This window comes from Fulvimarina endophytica (assembly GCF_003403015.1).
Taxonomy (GTDB): Bacteria; Pseudomonadota; Alphaproteobacteria; order Rhizobiales; family Rhizobiaceae; genus Fulvimarina; species Fulvimarina endophytica.
This window is the reverse complement of record NZ_QURL01000002.1, coordinates 166142-185290: the sequence shown is the minus strand read 5'-3', so window position 1 is coordinate 185290 and position 19149 is coordinate 166142. Positions and strand designations below refer to the sequence as shown.

Below are 19149 nucleotides of genomic sequence, written 5' to 3'. Positions count from 1 at the left end.
GCCCGAAAATTGGACTGGATTTTCGGGCCCGTGCGGAGACACGACGAGTTGGAGGATGGCGCTCAGACGCCGCGGCCGAGCCTGTCGAGGATGCGCGCCCAGGACCGCTGCCCCCTGTGGAACGAACTCATCTCGTATTTTTCGTTGGGCGAGTGGATCGCATCGTCGCCATTGCCGAAGCCGACCAGCAGGGTTTCCATGCCGAGCTGGTTCTTGAACTCGCCGGCGATCGGGATCGAGCCGCCCATGCCGATCATCGCAGCCTTGTTCGGCCATTCCTGCGACAGCGCTTCGCTGGCGGCCGCGATCCACGGACTGTCGAAGGGGAGCTGGATGGCCGGAGAGCCGCCATGGGGGTGGAATTCGGCGGTGCAATCGGCCGGGAGGCGGTCCTCGACGAACTGGCGGAACGCCTTGCGGATCGCGGCCGGATCCTGGCGGAAGACGAGCCTGAAGGAAATCTTGGCCTTGGCCTCGGCCGCGATCACGGTCTTGAAACCCGCGCCCGTATAGCCGCCGATCATGCCGTTGACTTCCGCGGTCGGGCGCGACCAGGTCTGTTCGAGGACGGAGCGCCCCGTCTCGCCGGCAGGCACCGAGAGGCCGACCTCGCCCAGAAAATCGCTCTCGGAGAAGTTCAGCGCGTTCCACTGCGCCTTCACGTCGTCCGGCACCTCGTCGACGCCGTCGTAGAAGCCGGGAAGCGTCACGCGGCCGTCGGCATCGTGAAGATCGGCGATGATCTTCGACAGGATGCGGATCGGATTTGCGGCAGCGCCCCCGTAATAGCCCGAATGCAGATCGCGATTGGCGGCCTTGACGACCACTTCCTCGCCGACGAGACCGCGCAGGCCCGTGGAGATCGCCGGCGTGTCGCGGTCCCACATATTGGTGTCGCAGACGAGGGCGGCATCGGCCTTCAGCTCGGCGCGATGGGCTTCGAGGAAGGGCAGGAGCGAGGGCGAGCCGGACTCCTCCTCGCCCTCGAAGAGGATGGTGACCCCGCAGGGCAGCGAGCCGGTCTCCGCCTTGTAGGCCCGGCAGGCCTCGACGAAGGTCATCAGCTGGCCCTTGTCGTCGGCCGCCCCCCGCGCGACGATCCGCTTGCGTCCGTTCGCGTCCTCGCGGATCACGGGATCGAACGGATCGCTGGTCCACAGCTCCAGCGGATCCACCGGCTGGACGTCGTAATGGCCGTAGAAGAGAACGTGCGGTGCGCCGGCGGGACCCTCATGGCGCGCGAGCACCATCGGATGGCCGGGCGTATCGCGCACCGAGGCCTCGAATCCGATGGCCGCAAGATCGCCCGCCAGAAAGTCCGCAGCCTTGCGGCAATCCTCCGCATAGCGCGGGTCCGTCGAGATCGAGGGTATCCGCAGAAGATCGAACAGCCGGTCGAGCGAGCGATCGAGATTGAGGTCGATACAGCTGAGGACGCTGTCGAGTGAAGCCATGGGGTGGGTCCTGATCGGTCGTGATATCGCGGCGAACCTACGGCATCGGGCGCAAAAGGAAACCATATTCGACCGGATGCGTTCGGATGTCCGGCCGGCGATCTGCCATGGTACCGATGACAGGCCGGGCGCGACGGGACCGGCCCCGCCGACCTTCAGGAAGGACTGGAGTGAAAATAGGAACCCCGGAAACGACAAGAGAGCCGCAGGGCCTGGAGGGGGATACGCCGCTGCGACTCTCTTGGTCTTCTGATGAGCGGGGGTCCCGGAGAGGGGGATAAGGACCACGGCGCTCTTAAGCCGGCGATAAAGCGGGGGACATGCTTTAGAGCCGCTGCGACGTTTCTGACGTCGTTGAGGAAAAGATGCGACTTCGAATGAAAAAAATCAAGCGCACGTCGAACGACGGCACGTCACAAGAGTGTGAGCAGATCAGCGCTCACAAAAAGCATGGAAATCGCGGGGACACAAGCCGATCGATCACGAGAATTGACGAACTGTGTCATTTGGATCACCCCTCTTGCGCGGGCGATCAGGCTCGAACGGAGATGCCGCGTCCTCAGTAGTCGAGAACGAGAGGATCGTCCGAACGATCACCGTCGCCATAGCGCTCGACGATCGCCGAGGACATCAGGAACACCTCGGAGGGGCTGAGATTGGCCATTCCGAAACTGGCGAACTGGCTCTCGTCGATATCGACGCGGGTCATCAGGACGACGCCCTCGTGGCGCGGATCGCGCCTGATCATCTTGAACAGGTCGTCCACCGTCTCGCCGTCGCCCTCCAGGATCTGCGTGATGACGCGTCCGTCGAAGGCGATGACCCCGCGAACCCCAAGCTTGCGATTGTGCTCGGTGGAATAGGCGACGATCTGTCGGAATTCCTCGCGGCTCAGGCCGTTGGCGATGCTGCTATAGGTGATGTGACGCATGCGACCGGTGGCTGTCATGAAGAAACGCGGGATCGGCTCATAGGAAGGGTGAAGGGATGAGCGAGGTCTCCCGCTCCGGCCGTATATATGAACCTTCGTTCAGAGCGTCAAAGCGGCGGTTCGGCGGGGGCGACACGTGCGCGCGGCGGCCGTTCGGACGAAATGGGGCGAGCGGACTTTATACAGTATTTGACTCGGGGCCGGGATTGGCCGATTTCCTTGCGCGAACACTCGACGACAAGGACATCTTCATGACCGAAATGACCGCCGTGAACGACATCGAGGTCGCGACGACCCTCAAGACTTTCATCGATGAGGAAGCGCTTCCCGAGACCGGGATCACGTCGGACGCGTTCTGGTCGAGCTTCTCGTCGCTGCTCAACGATCTCGCTCCGAAGAACCGCGACCTCCTCGCCGTCCGCGAGGACCTTCAGGAAAAGATCGACCAGTGGCACCGGGACCAGCGCGGCAAGCCCATCGATGCGAAGGCCTACCAGGCCTTTCTGCGCGAGATAGGCTACATCGTTCCCGAGGGTGAGAGCTTCGAGATCCAGACCGCGAACGTCGATCCGGAGATCGCCCTCGTTCCCGGCCCCCAGCTCGTCGTTCCGATCATGAACGCGCGTTACCTCCTCAACGCGGCCAATGCCCGCTGGGGCTCGCTCTATGACGGCCTCTACGGCACCGACGCCATGGGCGACGAGCCGCCGAAGGGCGAATACGACCGCGCGCGCGGCGCCCGCGTCGTCACCTGGGCGAAAAGCTTCGTCGACGGCGTCGCGCCCCTCGACCGGATCTCCCATATCGACGTGGAGCAGTACACGGTCTCCGACGGAACGCTGATCGCGCGGTTCGGCGACGGAAAGACGGCCCGGCTCAAGAACCCGCTCGCCTTCGTCGGCTATCAGGGCGATGCCGAGGCGCCGACGGCCATCCTCCTCAAGCACAACGGGCTGCATGTGGAGATCCGAATCGATGCCAATGATCGCATCGGCAAGAACGATCGCGGCAATGTCGCCGACGTGGTGCTCGAATCGGCCGTCACCGCCATCTGCGACTGCGAGGATTCGGTCGCGGCGGTGGATGCCGACGACAAGGTCACGGTCTATCGCAACTGGCTCGGCCTCATGAAGGGAGACCTTCAGGAGAGCTTCGAGAAGAACGGCAAGACCGTCACCCGCAAGCTCAACCCGGATCGGCAGTATACCGCGCCCGACGGCTCGACCCTCACGGTTCCGGGCCGCGCGCTCCTTCTCGTGCGCAATGTCGGTCACCTGATGACCAATCCGGCGATCCGTCTGAAGGACGGGTCCGAGGCGCCCGAAGGCATGATGGACGCGATGATCACGACGATGATCGCGATCCACGATCTGAAGAAGATGGGGGGCCTGCGCAATTCGCGCTCGCGCTCCGTCTACATCGTGAAGCCGAAGATGCACGGCCCCGCCGAGGTGAAGTTCGCCGACGAGATCTTCTCGCGCGTCGAGGATGCCCTTGGTCTCGACCGCCACACGATCAAGATCGGCATCATGGACGAGGAGCGGCGCACGACCGTCAACCTCAAGGAGTGCATCCGCGAGGCGAAGCACCGGGTGTTCTTCATCAATACCGGCTTCCTCGATCGCACCGGCGACGAGATCCATACCTCGATGGAAGCCGGCCCCGTGGTCCGCAAGACGGTGATGAAGGACCGCACCTGGATCAAGGCCTATGAGGACTGGAACGTCGATGTGGGTCTTGCCTGCGGTCTGCGCGGCAAGGCACAGATCGGCAAGGGCATGTGGGCGGCGCCCGCCAAGATGAACGACATGCTGAACCAGAAGGTCGGTCATCCCCAGGCCGGCGCGAACTGCGCCTGGGTGCCCTCCCCCACGGCCGCGACCCTGCATGCGACCCATTATCACCGGGTCGACGTCCTGTCCTGGCAGGAGGCGATCGCGCAGAAGGGCCGCCGGGCGATCCTCTACGACCTCCTCACCATTCCGCTCGCCAATCGCGCCAACTGGCCGGAGGAGCAGATCAAGGACGAGGTGCGCAACAATGCGCAAGGCATTCTCGGCTATGTCGTCCGCTGGATCGACCAGGGCGTCGGCTGCTCGACCGTCCCCGACATCAACGATGTCGGCCTGATGGAGGACCGGGCCACCTGCCGCATCTCCTCCCAGCACATCGCCAACTGGCTGCATCACGGTGTCGTCTCGCAAGACGAGGTCATGGCGGCCATGAAGGAGATGGCCGCGAAGGTCGACGAGCAGAACGCGGGCGATCCGAACTACGAGCCCATGGCCGGGAACTTCGATTCCTCGATCGCCTTCAAGGCCGCCTGCGATCTCGTGTTCAAGGGCCGGGTCCAGCCTTCGGGCTATACCGAGCCGATCCTCCATGCCCGCCGGCTCGAAAAGAAGGCCGAACGGGCGGCCTGAGCCCTCTTAAGATATCCGAAGCGCCCGTCGCCCGATCCGTCGCGATCCCGGCGCGGGCGCTTCGATCGTTTCATCATCAGACATCACGAACGGTTTTCCCATGAGCGAGCGCAGACTTCTTCTCCTTCCCGGCGACGGCATCGGTCCTGAAATCATGGCGGAGGCCGAAAAGCTGATCGCCATCCTCAATGCCGAGCGCTCGACCGGTTTTGCGACCGAGACCGCGCTCGTCGGCGGTTCAGCCTTCGACGACGGCGGCGAAGCGATCAGCGAGGCCACCATGGGTCTTGCGATGGGCGCCGATGCCGTTCTGTTCGGCGCCGTCGGCGGGCCCAAATGGGACGGCGTCGCCTATGACAAGCGCCCCGAGGCGGGGCTTCTGCGCCTGCGCAAGGACATGGAGCTCTTCGCCAATCTGCGCCCGGCGATCTGTTATCCCGCCCTTGCCGACTCCTCCTCCCTCAAGCGCCATGTGATCGAAGGGCTCGACATCCTCATCCTGCGCGAGCTGACCGGCGGCGTCTATTTCGGCGAGCCCAAGGAGATCGTCGATCTCGGCAACGGCCAGAAGCGCGCCGTCGACACCCAGGTCTACGAGACCTACGAGGTGGAGCGGATCGCGCGCGCAGCCTTCGAGCTCGCCCGCACGCGGCGCGGCAAGGTGACCTCGATGGAAAAGCGCAACGTCATGAAGACCGGCGTCTTCTGGAACGAGACCGTGACGCGCATCCATCGCGAGGAGTTCCCCGACCTCACCCTCGAACACGAACTCGCCGATGCCGGCGGCATGAAGCTGGTGCGCGAGCCCAAGCAGTTCGACGTGATCGTGACGGACAATCTCTTCGGCGACATGCTGTCCGACATCGCGGCGATGCTGACGGGTTCGCTCGGCATGCTTCCCTCGGCCTCCCTCGGCAAGGCCGACGAGGCGAGTGGGCGGCGCAAGGCGCTCTACGAGCCGGTCCACGGTTCGGCGCCCGATATCGCCGGTCGCGGGATCGCCAATCCGATCGCCATGATCGCCTCCCTCGCCATGTGCCTGCGCTACTCCTTCGCGATGGAGAGCGAGGCCGACGCGCTCGACGCCGCGATCGCGCAGACCCTCGAGGACGGCATCCGGACCGGGGACATCATGGCCGAGGGCTGCCAGAAGGTCGGAACCTCGCAGATGGGCGATGCGATCGCCGAGCGCTTCCGCACCCGCCTCGCGGCCTGACCCGCGCCAGACGCCGATATCGAAGGCGACTAAGACAGGATGCGTCGAGGCCCCGGCCTCAGGCCGCATCCTGTTGCAGTCTGTGGCGGGCAAGGAGACGCAGGCCCACCACCGACATCCAGGTCAGCATCCAGCTCGGATTGCCGCGTTCGAAGAGGAAGGACTCCAGGAAGGAGTTCAGCAGCATGAAGGTCAGGATCATCAGGAAGAGATCGGCGAGGACCTGATTGTCCCGGCCGGCGACACAGCGCGCATAATCCTTCATCGGCAGGAGGACGAGCACGAGAACGCCCATGGCAAGGCCGGGCCAGCCGATCGCGATCGCCAGATCCAAATAGCCGTTATGGGCGTTGACGATGCCGCGCGGGTCCCAGGCGAGTTCGAAGGGCGGCTCGGCCGTGAGGACGATCGGTCCCGGCCAGAAGGAATCGACGCCGAATCCGAGCCATTGGCGCGACTGCATGAGTTCGAGCGTGAACCGCCAGAGATCGCTGCGGCCCGTGAAGGTCGTTCCCGGCAGGAACCAGTCGAGAACGCTCTGCAGCGTATCGCTCATCACGCTGCCGAGCGTCATCAGACCGAGAAGCGTGACGGCCGCGAGCACGAGGAAGACCGGCAGGATGCGGCTGCCGAAGACGCGGCCCGCGAGCACGATGACGATCACGGCCGGAATGAGCGCGAGCGTCGTCTTCGACCCGGTCTTGTAGGCGAAGGCGAAGCTCAGGAGACCGATCAAGAGAGCCAGCTTGCGATCACCGCATCGCCACAGATAGACGGCGACGAAGCCGAGCGCCGCCATCACCTGGCCCGCCACGTTCTTGTGGCTGTAGATGCCGCGCCAGAGCCCGGAGTTCTGGGTTTCGATCTCGAAGCTCTGATGGATCGCGGCAGCCGGATAGAACAGGACGCCGAAATAGCAGAGGCCGAGCACCAGGAGGGCCATGACCGTCAGGCACAGGCGAAAGGCTCTCGCATCGGGCGGCAGCGACAGGGCGCCGGTCGCCGCGACCATGGCCGCGAGGGTGAAGAGGGCCGCGCGGAAGGCGAGATCCGGCCAGATCGAATTCAACGAGCCCAGAAGCAGCCAGGCTGCCAGAACGAGCCAGGCCGGGCGCAGCAGGGTCAGCGCGACGCGCTTATCGGTGAACAGGAGATGGGCGATGAGCGCGACCGCCGCCAAAAAGGCGTAGCCGTATTTGTTCACCGGATTGCTGCTCTCGACCGGCGTCGCCTCGTAGCCCATCGGGAACGGCACGAGCGTCATCACGAGAAGCGTGATGAGGGCGATGGCCGCCAGCGTTCGCGCCGCCGAAAGCACGCGATGCTCGAATGCGGGGCCGATGGCACCGGACCTGATCGTTTCGTCGTGCATGGGCCGCCAATCTCGCCGTTCGACAGCCGGCATCCAAGCACAGGCGGACCTAAGACATGGTTAACGAGAGGTTTCGGCGGGCATCGTGTTGAAACGAGGCGGAGGCGGAGCGGACCCCTAAGGCCCCTTCCGGACAGCCTCTTCCGCCTCTTCCCTCAGGGGCGGAAGAAAGGGACGTCGCCCTGTTCAGCGCTGGACGACGACCCGCGTATTGCTCATGCCGTGCTTGCGAACGAGGTTGTAGAAGCGCTTCGCATTGGCCGGATGGAGACGAACGCAGCCATGGGAGGCCGGACGCCCGAGCTTGGAAATCGCGCCGGTGCCATGGATCGCGTAGCCGCCGTTATAGAAGACGGAATAGGGCATGGGGCTCATATCGTATTTGCGCGAATGCCACATGCGGTGGACGCGTTTGGCGCTCCACGTACCGGTCGGGGTCCGGTATCCCTTGCGCGCCGTCGAGACCGGCCAGCGATAGAGAACCTTGCCGTTGTCGGAGACGGTCATGCTCTGGGAGGACAGATCGACCTTCGCGATCAGCCGGGCTTCGGCGCCGCGCGTCAGTCCTGCGGTCAGGAATGCGAGGGAGAGACAGAAGAGAATCGTCAAAGTCTTCATGAAATGGGCTCCAGCCGAAATCTTCGGTGACTGGGCATGGACGGATGTCGATGCCGATCATGCTTTGGACGTCTTTTCGACACATCTTCGACGTTTCCGATGAAGAGTCCATATCGTGAACCGTTTGCTTTCCCGGCTACGAAATTTGCGGGCCTGCGGCATTTTCAACCGCTTCTATACCGGCGACCCGGACCGCAGACCTCGACCATGGGACGCTGAACGATTGGAAACCACCCTTGTCGCGGGCTTTTGGACATCGCAGATCAAGAGGAACCGGCTGACGAATACCTGTCCCGTTCCGCATCCGCACATGCGAACGCATCGGACTCGCCCGTTAAGCTTGAAAAAAATTTTACTTCTGCTGCCTAAGTTCGCCGTCAGGACACGAAACCGTCAGGCAGGCAGACTGTGCTTCAAGCACTCAAACGAAACATCGCCATTATCGCGGGTGGATTTGCGATCACGATCTTCGTGATGGTCGGTGTCGTTTACGTCGGCTCGCAGACCATCAACGAGATCGTGGAGACGGAAGTCGCGGGCCGAACCGACAATTTCGCCCACCTCCTCGTGTCGGAGCCCGATGCGGTCGACGCCTTTCTCACGGGAATCAGCCGCAACCCGGATGTCGAGGCCACGATCCGCAAGATCGCCAATCTGTCGGGAATCACCCGCTTCTCGATCTTCGATCGAACGGGCGACGAGATCTATACGTCGCGCTCGGATCGGTACGACTGGCTGCTGCGGGACCGTCCCGGCGGAATGAGCAGCAAGGACTCGCTCTCGTCCTCCATCTTGGAGAAGACCGGGAACTGGCGGGTCCTCGTCCCGGACGAAGAGCACAACATCTCCTCCGTCCTGCGCCCCCTCCTGCGCAATGGCGAGCGAATCGGCTTCCTTCAGGTGAAGGCCGACCCGACCGCGAGCCATGCCATGTTCACGGGCCTGCTCTTCAAGGCCTTCGCCTATACCGGACTGATTTTCCTCGCTGCGACCGGCGTGCCGATCCTCGCCTTCCTCATCCGCCGTCGCCGGATCGCGGAAGCCGACGCCCGCATCGCCTATCTCGCAAGCCATGACAGCCTGACGCAGCTTCTCAACCGCGCCTCCATGCATGCCGAAACCGACACGCTGATGATGACGGCTCGCGCCACGCGCGAACGCATGGGCTTCTTCTTCATCGATCTCGACGAACTCGGCGAGATCAATGCCAGCCTCGGCCAGGCCAATGGCGACGAGATCCTGAAGATCATCGCCGCGCGGCTGGCCGGTCTGTGCCACAAGGACGACCTCGTCGCGCGGATCGGGCCGGACGACTTCGCGGTGCTGCGCCGGCGCCTCGGCAGCCTGAACGATGCCCGCGCCTTCGCCCGCCGACTGACCAATGCGCTCTGCGAGCCGATCGAGAGATGCGGCGAGATGGTCAAGCCGAGCATCTCGATCGGCTGCGCCATGGTCCCCGGCGACGGGCGCAGCCATACCGAGCTCGTCAAGCACGCCGAACTCGCCCATATGCGACACAAGTCGTCCAAGCAGGACGATCTCGTCTTCTTCGAAGCCTGGATGGACGAGGACAATCACCGCCGCCGCCAGATCGAGGCCCGGCTGCGCCATGCGATCGAGAGCGACGGGTTCGAGCTCTACTACCAGCCGCTGGTCTGCGGCTTCGACAACCAGGTTCTCGGCTACGAGGCGCTGATCCGACTGCGCGACGCGGAAGGCAAGCCGATCCCGCCGAGCGAGTTCATCCCGATCGCCGAGGCTCGCGGCTACATCAAGAGCATCGGGACCTTCGTCATCCAGGAGGCGACACGGCAGGTCGCGCAATGGCCGCAGGAGATCTTCGTTTCGGTCAACCTGTCCACGGTCCAGTTCGTCGACGGCGACCTCCTGAACATCGTCGCCGACGCGATCAGTGCGGCCGGCATCGAGGGCAAGCGGCTCGAACTCGAGGTGGTGGAGTCCCTTCTTCTCGAGCGCTCGGACGACGTCCTGCGGCAGCTGAAGGCGCTCCGCGGTCTGGGCGTCAAGATCGCCATGGACGACTTCGGAACGGGCTATTCCTCGCTCAGCTATCTCTGGCGCTTCCCCTTCGACAAGCTGAAGATCGACCAGAGCTTCATGTTCGCCATGGCGCGAGGCGAGACCAAGGTGGAGCAGCTCGTGCGCACCATCGTGTCGATGGCCCATCACATGGGCATGAAGGTGGTCACCGAAGGTGTCGAGGAGAAGGTGCAGGTCGACATGCTGCGCGAATGCGGCTGCGACCAGATCCAGGGCTACTATTTCGGCCGACCCGTTCCCGCCGAAGAGCTTGCGATCGAGAGCCTGCGCCAGTTTCGCCGAAACCATTCGGACCCGCGATCGGGTGACGAGGAGGGCCGGCAGGAGCCCGCATCCACCGCCACGGCTCGCATGACCGGCGATGCGCGACCCATCGAGGGTGACGCAGGCCCCGATCTCGGACAAGATGGCCGCGAGGACAGGCGCGCTTCGGCCTGATCCACGCAAGACCGGGGGCCCCGATGGAGCATGCATTCTGGCACGAGCGGTGGGAGAAGCGGGAGACCGCCTTTCACGAAGGCAGGCCGAACGCCCTTCTCGTGAAACACCTGCCGGTGCTCGACCTTCAGCCCGGATCCCGCATCTTCCTGCCGCTCTGCGGCAAGACGATCGACATTCATTACCTCCTCGCGCAGGGCATGCGGATCGTCGGCATCGATCTCAGCCCCATCGCCGTCTCGGACCTCTTCGAAGATCTCGGCCTGACACCTCGCATCTCCGAGGCCGGTCGCCTGACCCACTACGGCGCACCGGGGATCGATATCTTTCTCGGCGATCTCTTCGCGCTCGACCGGGAGACCCTCGGCGAGATCGACGCGGTCTACGACCGGGCGGCGATCGTCGCCTTGCCCCGCGAGATGCGCGCATACTATGCCCGGCACCTCGTCGATATCTGCGTGGCGGCGCCCCAGCTCTGCCTGACATTCGAATATGACCAGGCCCTGTTCGACGGACCGCCCTTCAGCGTGGAGGCGGCCGAAATCGATCACCTCTATGCCGCGACCCACAAGATCGCGCTTCTCGAACGCGGACGGGTGCCGGGCGGGCTGAAACGGCGCGAAGCGGTCGATCAGGCGGCCTGGCTCCTGACCCGGCGCTGAAGCAGCGGATCGGACCCGCGCGATAAATTCACGAGCCTCCAACGAAAAACCCCCGCCGACCGGATCGATCGACGGGAGCCTCGTCTGTGGGTCCGCGAACGCCCGAAAGGCCGCCGACCGTCCGCCCTACTCGGCGGCCTGCCGCTGTTTGTCCGACACCGAAACGCCGGTTCCGCTCTTCAGATGCTCGGCCACAAGGAAGGCGAGTTCGAGCGCCTGATTGGCGTTGAGACGGGGATCGCAATGGGTGTGGTAGCGGTCCGAGAGGTTCTCGGGGAGCACCGGCCGCGCGCCGCCGATGCACTCGGTCACGTCCTTGCCGGTCATCTCGATATGGATGCCGCCGGCATGGGTGCCCTTGGCCTCGTGAACCGCGAAGAAGCGCTCCACCTCGGCGAGAATGCGCTCGAAGGGCCGCGTCTTGTAGTTGTTCTGCGAGATCGTGTTGCCATGCATGGGATCGCAGGACCAGACGACCGTGCGGCCCTCGCGCTGGACCGCATCGATGAGCGCCGGCAGATGCTGCTCGACCTTCTCGTGGCCGAAGCGGGTGATCAGCGTCAGCCTGCCCGCCTCGTTGGCCGGGTTCAGCTTGTCGATGATCCGCAGCAATCCGTCCGGGTCCATCGAGGGGCCGCATTTGAGGCCGATCGGATTGCGGATGCCCCGGCAGTATTCGATATGGGCGTGATCTTCCTGGCGCGTGCGGTCGCCGATCCAGATCATGTGCCCGGAGGTCGCGTACCATTCGCCGCGGGTCGTGGAGTCCTCGCGCGTCAGCGCCTCCTCGTAACCCAGAAGCAGGGCTTCGTGGCTGGTGTAGAAATCGGTCTCCTGAAGCGCCCGATTGGTCTTAGAATTGATTCCGATCGCGTTCATGAACTCGATCGTTTCGGTGATCCGATCGGCGATCCGCCCGTAGCGCTCGGCCTCGGGGCTGCCGGCGACGAAACCGAGCATCCATTTGTGGACGTTTTCGAGATCGGCATAGCCGCCCTGCGCGAAGGCGCGCAGGAGGTTCAGCGTCGCCGCCGACTGGCGATAGGCCGCGACCTGCCGCTCCGGATCGGGAATGCGCGAATCCGGGTTGAAGTCGATCCCGTTGATGATGTCGCCGCGATAGGAGGGCAGGGTCTCGCCGTCCTTGGTCTCGGTGCCAGAGGAACGCGGCTTGGCGAACTGGCCGGCGATGCGGCCGACCTTCACCACGGGCTTGGAGCCCGCGAAGGTGAGGACGACGGCCATCTGCAGGAAGGCACGGAAGAAATCGCGGATCGTGTCGGCACCGTGTTCGGCGAAGCTCTCGGCGCAATCACCGCCCTGAAGCAGGAAACCGCGGCCATGGGCAACCTCGCCGAGCGCCGCCTTCAGCTTGCGCGCCTCACCGGCGAAGACGAGAGGCGGGAAGCTCTTCAGGCGCTCCTCCGTGCGCGCGAGCGCATGGGGATCGGGATAATCGGGAACCTGTTCGATCGGAAGCTTGCGCCAGCTCGACGGCGTCCATGTCTCGCCCATTGGTGAAAACTCCTTGCGGCCGACCTGGTGCAGCCGGCCTTCCTGTCGTCCTGATGATCGGTCCCATGGATCCGGCACGCCCGATGCCACGAAGGGTCAGGCGCGCGGGGTCCTCAGGACCGATTTTCCGGGCGTTTAAGCATTTCCACAAGCTTTTGTCACGGTACGCGAAACCGGCCCTGGCCCTGGGGGCGCGAGTGGCCTCCCCTGCCGGAGACGGAGCGCTCGCGCGGCCCGTGGACGGGATCTAACGCTTAGGCAGCGTGCCGCCGATCACGTAGCGAAGGATCTCGACCACCTGCTCCGATCGCTCGACGACCGCGCTCGATGCGGCGCAGACCTCTTTCAGCGCATGGGCATGTTCGGGCTGGTGCATGACGACGAGCTTCTTGCCGAGGGCCGCCGCCATGCCGGCATCGAAGGCAGCGTTCCACTGCTTGTATTTCTCGCCGAACCGCACCACCACGATATCGGCCTCCTCGATCAGGGTCGAGGTGCGGATCGAATTGAGGAGGGCGCCCTTGCGGTCGTGCCAGACCTTGTCGCTCTCCGCCCCCATGATGACGACGCCGCAATCGTCCGAGGCCTCGTGATCGGTCACCGGTGCCGAAAGGCGCACGGGAAGCCCTGCGGCCTCGACGCCGGCGGCGATCTCGTCGCGCCAGTCCGTATGGATCTCGCCGGACAGGTAGACCCTCCAGATCTTCTCGCTCATCGTTTGGTTTCCTCTCTTTGCAATCGGCCCGCCGCTCCCGCACGAACTCTCGTCTTCCCGCTCGGGGCGCAGCCGCTCAGCTGGGGTCGAACGCCATGGCACCGCGCGCGAAGACGAGGCGGTCGAACAGCTCCGCCTCACCGTCGCGCAGGGTCACCGATCGCGGATAGCGCGGCACCTTTCGATCCGCGAGAAGCCGCGTCTCGAAGCCCTGGGTGTGCTCGACGAAGGCGCGCAGGCCCTCCTCGCCGTAGAGATCGCGAAAGCCCTGCATCACCGCGTCGAGATAGCTCTGAAGGATCGCGCATCCCGCCTCGTCCGCCTGCTCGGCATCGGGCTCGGCCTCGTAGATGTTGACGGTGACGTCGGCGAGCGGCGCGTCCTCGATGACGATCCGCTCGGGCGGGATCGTACGGCGCTCGTAGCTCGCCTCGCGCTGGTCGACGCTCGGCAGGTTGTCGATGAGATCGTAGACCACGACACCTTGGATCGTCTGGCCCTCCGCCGGCTGCACCGACAGGAGAGCCATGTCCGCATCGCGGCTTCTCGGAAGCCAGACGCGCTGCCAGCCGAAGGCGGCCGCACGCCGGATCGCGAGGAAGCGCGTGCGAAGGGTCCGCGGATTGACGAGCGAGCCATAGCCGAAATAGGCGACGACCCGCCCCTCGGCCGCAAGCTCCGCCAGCTCGGGCGCATCGGGATGGATGGGAGGCCTCTGCGTCATCGTCACGCGGCGATCCGCTCTCCCTTCCGCAGCACGTAGCTCGGCTCGTACATCGTGACGAGCTCTTCTGCGCCGGTCGGATGAACGGCCATGGTCTCATCGAACTGGCTCTTGGACAGCCGTGCTTTGACCGCGATGCCGAGGACCTGGGCGAGTTCGCCCGCATCCTCGCCGAGGACATGAACGCCGAGCACGCGGTCGGTCTCCCGGTCGACGACGATCTTCATCAGCGTCCGCTCGTCGCGGCCCGACAGCGTGTGCTTCATCGGCTTGAAGTCCGTCTTGTAGACCGCGACCTCCTCGAAGCGCTGCGCTGCCTCCGCCTCGGTCAGCCCCACGGTGCCGATCTCGGGATGGGAGAAGACCGCCGTCGGAACGCTGTCATAGTCCGGCTGGGTCGGGTTGTTCTTGAACACGGTCTCGACGAAGCACATGGCCTCGTGGATCGCGACCGGCGTCAGCTGGATGCGATGGGTGACGTCGCCGATCGCATAGATGTTCTCGGCCGATGTGCGGGAATGGTCGTTGACCTTGATGGCACCGCGTTCGTCGAGCTCGACGCCGGCCGCCTCGCAGCCGAGCGTCTCCGTGTTCGGGCTGCGCCCGATCGCCAGGAGCACCTGGTCGGCATCGAGGATTTCGCCGCTGGAGAGCACGGTCTGGAAGCCGCCATCGGGCTTTTGGCGGACTTCCGTGAAGGTCTCGCGGCAGCGCACGGACATGCCGTTCTTCTTCATCTGCTGGTGCAGGCTGCTGCGCACGTCGTCGTCGAAGCCCTGAAGGATCTCCTGGCCGCGATAGACGAGGGTCACGTCGGTGCCGAGACCGAGGAAGATGTTCGCGAATTCGACGGCGATGTAGCCGCCGCCGAGAATGACGAGCTTCTTCGGCAGTTCCTTCAGGTGGAACAGATCGTCCGAGACCAGGCAGTGTTCGGCGCCCGGCAGATCCGGATGCGGATTGGGCCGGCCGCCGACGGCGATCAGGATCTTGTCGGCGGTTACCGTCCGGCCGGTCTCTGTGAGCTCGATCTCGTGAGGCCCCTTCAGCACCGCGCGGCTGAGAAGCGGTTCGGCGCCGGCCTTTTCGAGATTCGAGCGGTAGATTGTCTCGAGCCGGTCGATCTCGCGGTCCTTGTTGGCGATGAGGGTTTCCCAGCTGAACTCGCGGGTCCCCACGTTCCAGCCGTAGCCGGCGGCATCCTCGAAATGGTCGGCGAAGCGCGAGGCGTAGACCATCAGCTTCTTCGGCACGCAGCCCCGGATCACGCAGGTGCCGCCATACCGGTACTCCTCGGCGATGCCCACCTTCTTTCCGAGCATGGCCGCCCGCCGGGCAGCGCGCACGCCGCCCGAGCCCCCGCCGATCACGAAGAGATCGTAGTCGTAGCCTGTCATCGTCCCGTCCTGTCTGTCACGTCGTCACACGCAACCTAGTCGGGACGGCGGTGTTCTCAATCGCGCTGTTTCGAAGCAGCGAATTACTGGGGCGATCCGCCCTCCGCAGCGCCTTCCGCAGCACCCTCTGCCGGCGCCGGGGTCTCACCCGCCTGGGCGGCGTAGATCTCGTTCATGCCTTCGAGCGAGGCCTGGCGCAGGTCGCGCAGGATCCCATTGGTCCAGACATTGGCGGCACCCAGCGATTCGCGCGCGGCCCGGGGGCCCAGTTCGAGAAGCTTGCGGCCGGCTTCGGTGCTGTAGAACCCGGCGATCTCATTGAGCTCCTCCTCGGTGAAGAGGCTCGCATAGGCGCGGGCGATCTCGGTCTCGAGGGCGGCGCGGCGCGGCGCGAGCTCGATCGCCTTCTCGTCGACCATGTCGGAGATCTCGGTCTGGAGATCGGGATTGTTCGGGATGAACTCCGCCTTGGTCTGGGTCGCGGCGTTGAGGAGGATGTTGTCGAACTCGTCGCTCGCGCCGATCGCGTCCACCGCCTTGCGGGCGGCGGCGAGATGGCTTTCGGAGATCTCCGCCGGCTGCTGCTGCTCGCTCGCAGCGGGCGCTGCGCCCGCGTCCTGGGCGAAGGACGGTGTCGTGGCGAGGGCCGTCCCGAGAAGCGCGATGGCGCCGAGCGCCGAAACGAAGTCTTTGGTACGCAAGAGTTCAGTCTCCGTCCTGTGGTTGGATGCGCCGGCCGATTTTCAAGTCCCGCGCTCTCGTCATTGTCATGTGGTCGTCGGAGGTCGGCGATGGCCGCCGGTCCGTCAAGCCTCGATCGTCTCGATGCCGTCCTCGCCGGCGAGAATGGCGAGATCTGCCAGCTTGATGAAGAGGCCGTGCTCGACGATACCGGGGATCGCCTTCAGCGCGGCGTCGAGGGCTTCTGGGTCGGGAATACGGCCAAAAGATGCGTCGAGGATCAAATGGCCGCTATCGGTGATGTAGGGATCGTCCCCTGATTTCCGCAGCACGATCTCGCCCTCGAGCCCGAGCTTCTCGCCGGCCCGTCTGATGGCCATGAAGGTGGAGGTGAGCCCGAAACCGTTGACCTCGATCGGCAGAGGAAACGCGCCCAGCGTCTCGACCTTTTTGGATCGGTCCGCGATGACGATCATCCTCGTGGATGCGAACGCCACGATCTTTTCGCGAAGAAGCGCGCCGCCCCCGCCCTTGACGAGGCGCAGATCGCCATCGAGCTCGTCCGCTCCGTCCACGGTGACGTCGAGGATCGGCAGTTCGTCGAGCGTCTTCAACGGCACGCCGAGTTCCCTGCAGAGCTTTTCCGTGCGCTCGGAGGTGGCGACGCCCATCATCGTGAATCCGTCCTTCACCTTTCCGGCGAGAACGCGGACGAATTCCTCGGCCGTCGACCCCGTGCCAATTCCGATATTCATGCCGTCCGTGAGTTCCGCGGCGGCGGCCTCGGCGGCTTTCCTCTTCAGCGACGCGGCGTCGGACATGGACGATCTCCTCATTGAGCTCTCGGCCGGATGGGCACCGGCCCGGCCGCCGGGTCTTTCCGGGACTGGGCGTTTGAACTAAGCCCTAGCCTCGCACTTGTCGACGGCAAAGGCCGGGCATCGCCCGCCCCCTCCCCGTTTGCCGGCTGGATGAGAACGAGAGATCGACGGTTTTGGAGACATCGGACATATGACGAAGCTGGCAGTCTTCGACCTCGACGGAACGCTGATCGACACCGCGCCGGATCTCGTCGCCAGCCTCAACATATGCCTTGAGGCCGGCGGCTTGCCGCAGATCCCGATCGAGGTCGCAAGACCCCATGCGGGACACGGGGCGAAGGCGATGCTTGCCGCAGCCTACGCCCATTTCGGCGCCGATCTGCCGGTGGCGCTCGCAGAGGCCCATCTCGACCGGTTCCTGCGCCATTACGAAGCGAATATAGCCGAGACCTCGAGGCCCTTTCCCGGCGTCCTCGACGCCATGGAGCGCCTGGAGGCGGCGGGCTGGACGCTGGCGGTGTGCACCAACAAGCGAGAGCGTCTGGCGGTCAAGCTTCTCGACGAGCTCGCGCTTTCGGCGCGGTTCGCCGCCATCTGCGGGCAGGACACCTTCAGCGGCATGAAGCCCGATCCCGTCCATCTTGGCGGCACGATCGAGCGCTCGAACGGCTCGCCCGCACGAACCCTCATGATCGGCGACACGATGACGGACATCGCCGCCGCAAAGGCGCTCGACCTGCCCTCGATCCTCGTCGACTTCGGCTACGCCCCGGACGAGGCCGCGCGGGACGGCGCGACGCGGGTGATCTCAAACTACCGGGACCTGACGCCCGAACTCGCCGGACATCTCATCGCGGGCCGGATGCCCTCGGGGGATATTGGCGCGCAGACCTGAAGAGGCGACCGGCCGGTCTCAGGCCTGCTTCTCGGGCACCCGGACCTTCAGCCCGTCGAGGTCGTCGCGCATGATGATCTGGCAGGACAGGCGGGAATTGGGCTGCGGCTCGTAGGCGAAGTCGAGCATGTCCTCCTCCATCGCTTCCGGTCCCGCAAGCGTGTCGGTCCACGCCTCGTCCACATAGACATGGCAGGTGGCGCAGGCGCAGGCGCCGCCGCATTCGGCATCGATGCCTTCGACGTCGTTGCGGGTGGCGTTCTCCATCACGGTCGTGCCGCTTCTCGCATCGACCTCGATTTCCTCGCCGGTCGGCGTGACGAAGGTGATCTTTGGCATCGGATCTGGCTTCCTGGTCCTGTTGCGGGAGCCTTCGGCCCGCGCCCTATCGAAGATGCCCGGAGCTATCGGCATGAGGCCTGCGGCTGTCAACCGGAGGCGAACCCGGCAGGGCCGAGCTGGTCGTCAAACCAGCGCCGCGGCGTAGAGACGCGTTGCGACCATGGCCGCGATCAAGGCGTCGAACCGCTCGCCGCTCGCAGGTCCCGCTTCGAGGTCGGCTGCGGCATCGGCAAGGGTAAAGGCGCCCACATTGCGGGCCGTTCCCTTGAGCCCGTGGACGAGCGGCGCGCGTTCCGAGGCCGGCAGGCGGCGCAGTTCGGTCTCGGCCGCCTCGATCTGGCGCGCCAGCATGGAGAGGACGCTCCGCTCCAGCGCCCGGTCCCCGCAGGTCTGCCGTGCCAGATGGACGAGATCGATCGGACGCCCCGACGAGGGCGGGGCGACAGGCTGGCGGATGGTCGGCTCTGCGACCTCGGACAGGCGGGCTGCGACGGACATCGCCGGGTTCTCCATGGGCCCGAAATCGAAGACGAGCGGCCCGGGCTCGCCGTTCGATGCTGCGGCAAACGGATCATCGAAGCGTTAACGCGGGTTCTGCCGGAACGCGTGTGTCCGAGGGATGCAACAGGTCTTCCAACCCTTCGAACCGGGCACGGATGGCTGTCGTGCCGAGCCTTCGCGCCCATCCACAGAAAACGCAGCGCTCTTTCGCATGCGGCACCAGCAAGGATCCGGGCGATGGCGGTCGCCGATTAACCTTATATTTAAACTTGTCGAAACCCGAATTCATCGCGGTTCCTTTCCCATTTCGGGACCGATACGATAAGACGGAATACGACCGCGCATGAGAACGGGTCCGGCACGCGCCCCATGGTCGAGGCGCA

At 64.8% G+C, this 19149-nt stretch carries 17 protein-coding genes; 5 read left to right on the top strand and 12 right to left on the bottom strand.

Annotation, left to right across the window (positions count from 1 at the left end):
- Positions 1-62 precede the first annotated feature (62 nt).
- Positions 63-1454, bottom strand: coding sequence for a M20/M25/M40 family metallo-hydrolase (locus DYI37_RS04260; protein ID WP_116681978.1), 1392 nt, complete (start codon positions 1452-1454; stop codon positions 63-65).
- A gap of 559 nt (positions 1455-2013) precedes the next feature.
- Positions 2014-2403 carry a BLUF domain-containing protein gene (locus tag DYI37_RS04255; protein WP_116681977.1) on the bottom strand — a complete coding sequence of 130 codons (390 nt, stop codon included), beginning with the start codon at positions 2401-2403 and terminating at the stop codon, positions 2014-2016.
- 233 nt (positions 2404-2636) lie between these two features.
- On the opposite strand from DYI37_RS04255, the gene DYI37_RS04250 reads away from it, so the two are divergent.
- Together DYI37_RS04250 and leuB are read left to right on the top strand one after the other, a co-directional pair.
- Complete coding sequence (locus DYI37_RS04250) at positions 2637-4808, top strand: malate synthase G (RefSeq protein WP_116682386.1); 2172 nt, start codon at positions 2637-2639, stop codon at positions 4806-4808.
- 100 nt (positions 4809-4908) lie between these two features.
- Complete coding sequence (gene leuB, locus DYI37_RS04245) at positions 4909-6024, top strand: 3-isopropylmalate dehydrogenase (RefSeq protein WP_116681976.1); 1116 nt, start codon at positions 4909-4911, stop codon at positions 6022-6024.
- 58 nt (positions 6025-6082) lie between these two features.
- On the opposite strand, the gene DYI37_RS04240 is transcribed toward leuB, so the two are convergent.
- Both DYI37_RS04240 and DYI37_RS04235 read right to left on the bottom strand, forming a co-directional pair.
- Positions 6083-7396 carry an O-antigen ligase family protein gene (locus DYI37_RS04240; RefSeq protein ID WP_158555081.1) on the bottom strand — a complete coding sequence of 438 codons (1314 nt, stop codon included), beginning with the start codon at positions 7394-7396 and terminating at the stop codon, positions 6083-6085.
- A 186-nt stretch (positions 7397-7582) separates the two neighbouring features.
- A complete protein-coding gene (locus tag DYI37_RS04235; RefSeq protein WP_116681974.1) occupies positions 7583-8014 on the bottom strand; it encodes a L,D-transpeptidase in 432 nt (143 codons plus the stop codon).
- Between the two features lie 408 nt (positions 8015-8422).
- Between DYI37_RS04235 and DYI37_RS04230 the strand changes: the two genes are divergently transcribed.
- Both DYI37_RS04230 and tmpT read left to right on the top strand, forming a co-directional pair.
- Positions 8423-10513: a putative bifunctional diguanylate cyclase/phosphodiesterase gene (locus DYI37_RS04230; RefSeq protein ID WP_245413770.1), complete on the top strand. Its 2091-nt coding sequence runs from the start codon at positions 8423-8425 to the stop codon at positions 10511-10513.
- 23 nt (positions 10514-10536) lie between these two features.
- Complete coding sequence (tmpT, locus tag DYI37_RS04225) at positions 10537-11175, top strand: thiopurine S-methyltransferase (protein ID WP_116681973.1); 639 nt, start codon at positions 10537-10539, stop codon at positions 11173-11175.
- Between the two features lie 126 nt (positions 11176-11301).
- Here tmpT and DYI37_RS04220 read toward each other — a convergent pair whose 3' ends face one another.
- The 6 genes from DYI37_RS04220 to rpiA all read right to left on the bottom strand — a co-directional run bounded on the left by DYI37_RS04220 (position 11302) and on the right by rpiA (position 17028).
- Positions 11302-12690 (bottom strand): class II 3-deoxy-7-phosphoheptulonate synthase, encoded by a 1389-nt coding sequence (locus DYI37_RS04220; RefSeq protein ID WP_116681972.1) that lies wholly within the window; start codon positions 12688-12690, stop codon positions 11302-11304.
- A gap of 247 nt (positions 12691-12937) precedes the next feature.
- A complete protein-coding gene (locus DYI37_RS04215; protein ID WP_116681971.1) occupies positions 12938-13405 on the bottom strand; it encodes a YtoQ family protein in 468 nt (155 codons plus the stop codon).
- A 76-nt stretch (positions 13406-13481) separates the two neighbouring features.
- Positions 13482-14129 carry a gamma-glutamylcyclotransferase family protein gene (locus DYI37_RS04210; protein ID WP_116681970.1) on the bottom strand — a complete coding sequence of 216 codons (648 nt, stop codon included), beginning with the start codon at positions 14127-14129 and terminating at the stop codon, positions 13482-13484.
- Between the two features lie 2 nt (positions 14130-14131).
- Entirely contained in the window at positions 14132-15526 is a 1395-nt protein-coding gene (gene gor / locus DYI37_RS04205; RefSeq protein WP_116681969.1) for a glutathione-disulfide reductase, read from the bottom strand.
- An 83-nt stretch (positions 15527-15609) separates the two neighbouring features.
- A complete protein-coding gene (locus tag DYI37_RS04200) occupies positions 15610-16227 on the bottom strand; it encodes a DUF2059 domain-containing protein (RefSeq protein WP_116681968.1) in 618 nt (205 codons plus the stop codon).
- A gap of 105 nt (positions 16228-16332) precedes the next feature.
- Positions 16333-17028, bottom strand: coding sequence for a ribose-5-phosphate isomerase RpiA (gene rpiA, locus DYI37_RS04195; RefSeq protein WP_116681967.1), 696 nt, complete (start codon positions 17026-17028; stop codon positions 16333-16335).
- Positions 17029-17218: 190 nt separating this feature from the next.
- Here rpiA and DYI37_RS04190 point away from each other — a divergent pair, with 190 nt between their 5' ends.
- Complete coding sequence (locus DYI37_RS04190; protein ID WP_116681966.1) at positions 17219-17923, top strand: HAD hydrolase-like protein; 705 nt, start codon at positions 17219-17221, stop codon at positions 17921-17923.
- Positions 17924-17941: 18 nt separating this feature from the next.
- Here DYI37_RS04190 and DYI37_RS04185 read toward each other — a convergent pair whose 3' ends face one another.
- The gene (locus DYI37_RS04185) at positions 17942-18262 is read right to left on the bottom strand and encodes a 2Fe-2S iron-sulfur cluster-binding protein (RefSeq protein WP_116681965.1); all 321 of its coding nucleotides are present in this window, start codon (positions 18260-18262) and stop codon (positions 17942-17944) included.
- A gap of 126 nt (positions 18263-18388) precedes the next feature.
- Positions 18389-18763, bottom strand: coding sequence for an Hpt domain-containing protein (locus DYI37_RS04180; protein WP_147307882.1), 375 nt, complete (start codon positions 18761-18763; stop codon positions 18389-18391).
- Positions 18764-19149 lie beyond the last annotated feature (386 nt).